This is a genomic window from Streptomyces bambusae, assembly GCF_019400985.1.
Taxonomy (GTDB): domain Bacteria; phylum Actinomycetota; class Actinomycetes; order Streptomycetales; family Streptomycetaceae; genus Streptomyces; species Streptomyces bambusae_A.
Window position 1 is genome coordinate 1 of sequence record NZ_WTFF01000636.1, and the last position, 1,424, is coordinate 1,424.

1 protein-coding gene and 1 pseudogene are annotated in these 1,424 nt (G+C 75.5%); both read left to right on the plus strand.

Annotation, left to right across the window (positions count from 1 at the left end; all coding sequences use genetic code 11):
• Nucleotides 1–425, plus strand: a pseudogene (locus tag GPJ59_RS36215) (ABC transporter ATP-binding protein); the annotation flags it as partial.
• 104 nt (nt 426–529) lie between these two features.
• Nucleotides 530–1,378: an aldo/keto reductase gene (locus GPJ59_RS36220; protein WP_308120698.1), complete on the plus strand. Its 849-nt coding sequence runs from the start codon at nt 530–532 to the stop codon at nt 1,376–1,378.
• Nucleotides 1,379–1,424 lie beyond the last annotated feature (46 nt).

Consider the following 1,424-nt stretch of genomic DNA (forward strand, 5'->3'; position numbering starts at 1 on the left):
CCCGGGAGGCGGCCCGGCGGGCGCGGGGCGAGCGGGTGCTGGCCGCGTGCGGGATCGGCGCGCTGGGGCCGGCGTACGCGGGTGGGCTTCCGGTGGGACGCGCCCGGATGGTGGAGCTGGCCCGGGCGGTGGCCGACCGGCCCCGGGTCCTGCTGCTGGACGAGCCGGCCTCGGGGATGTCGGCGCCGGAGCGGGCGCACCTGGCGCAGGTGGTGCGGCGGCTGTCCGAGGAGGAGGGCTGCGCGGTGCTGCTGGTGGAGCACGACGTGGCGTTCGTGATGGACGTGTGCGCCCGGGTGGTGGTGCTGGACCTGGGGACCGTGCTCGCCGAGGGCACACCGGCGCAGGTCCGGGCGAACGAGCTGGTCCGGGAGGCGTACCTGGGGGCGCCGAGCGGCGGACCACCACCCGTTCGGCGGGAATAGCGCCTCCGGGTGGCCGGTTGTCGCCGGTCGTGACGACGCGGCGGACCACGACGCAGCACACGATGACGCGGCACACCACGACTCGACCGAGGGAACGACCCGACGTGAACCAGGTACCCACCGTCAGGCTCAACAACGGCACGCTGATGCCCCAGCTCGGGTTCGGCGTCTGGCAGATCCCGGACGCCGAGGCCGCGCGGGCCGTCGGGACGGCGCTGGAGGCGGGCTACCGCAGCGTCGACACGGCCGCGGCCTACGGCAACGAGGCCGGCACCGGCAAGGCCCTCGCGGCGTCCGGGCTGCCGCGCGAGGAGCTGTTCGTCACCACCAAGCTGTGGAACGGCCGGGGGCAGCGGTGGGGCCGGGACGAGGTGCTGCGCGCCTTCGACGAGTCGCTCGCCCGGCTGGGCCTGGACTATCTGGACCTGTACCTGATCCACTGGCCGCGCCCGATGCGCGACGACTACCTGGCCATCTGGCGGACCTTCGAGGAGATCGCGGCCGACGGCCGTGCCAAGGCGGTCGGCGTGTCCAACTTCCGCCCGGCCGACCTGCAGCGGCTGCGGGCCGAGAGTCCGCTGGTGCCGGCCGTCAACCAGATCGAGCTGCACCCGCTCTTCCCGCAGGACGAGCTGCGGCAGGTGCACGCCCGCCTCGGCATCGCCACCGAGGCCTGGTCCCCGCTGGGGCAGGGCAAGGGGCTGCTGGAGCTGCCGGCTGTGACGGCGGTTGCGGACAAGCACGGGCGTACCGCCGCGCAGGTGGTGCTGCGCTGGCACGTCCAGCGCGGTGTGGTCGCCATCCCGAAGTCGGTGACCCCGTCCCGCATCGCCGAGAACCTGGACGTCTTCGGCTTCGAGCTGGACGCCGAGGACGTCGCCGCGCTGGACGCGCTCGGTACGTCGGCGGCGGCGCGGCGGATCGGCCCGGACCCGGCCGAGTTCGACGCCTGAGCCCGGGCCGGCGACCGGCCCGGCCGGGCCCCGGCCCCGGCCCGGG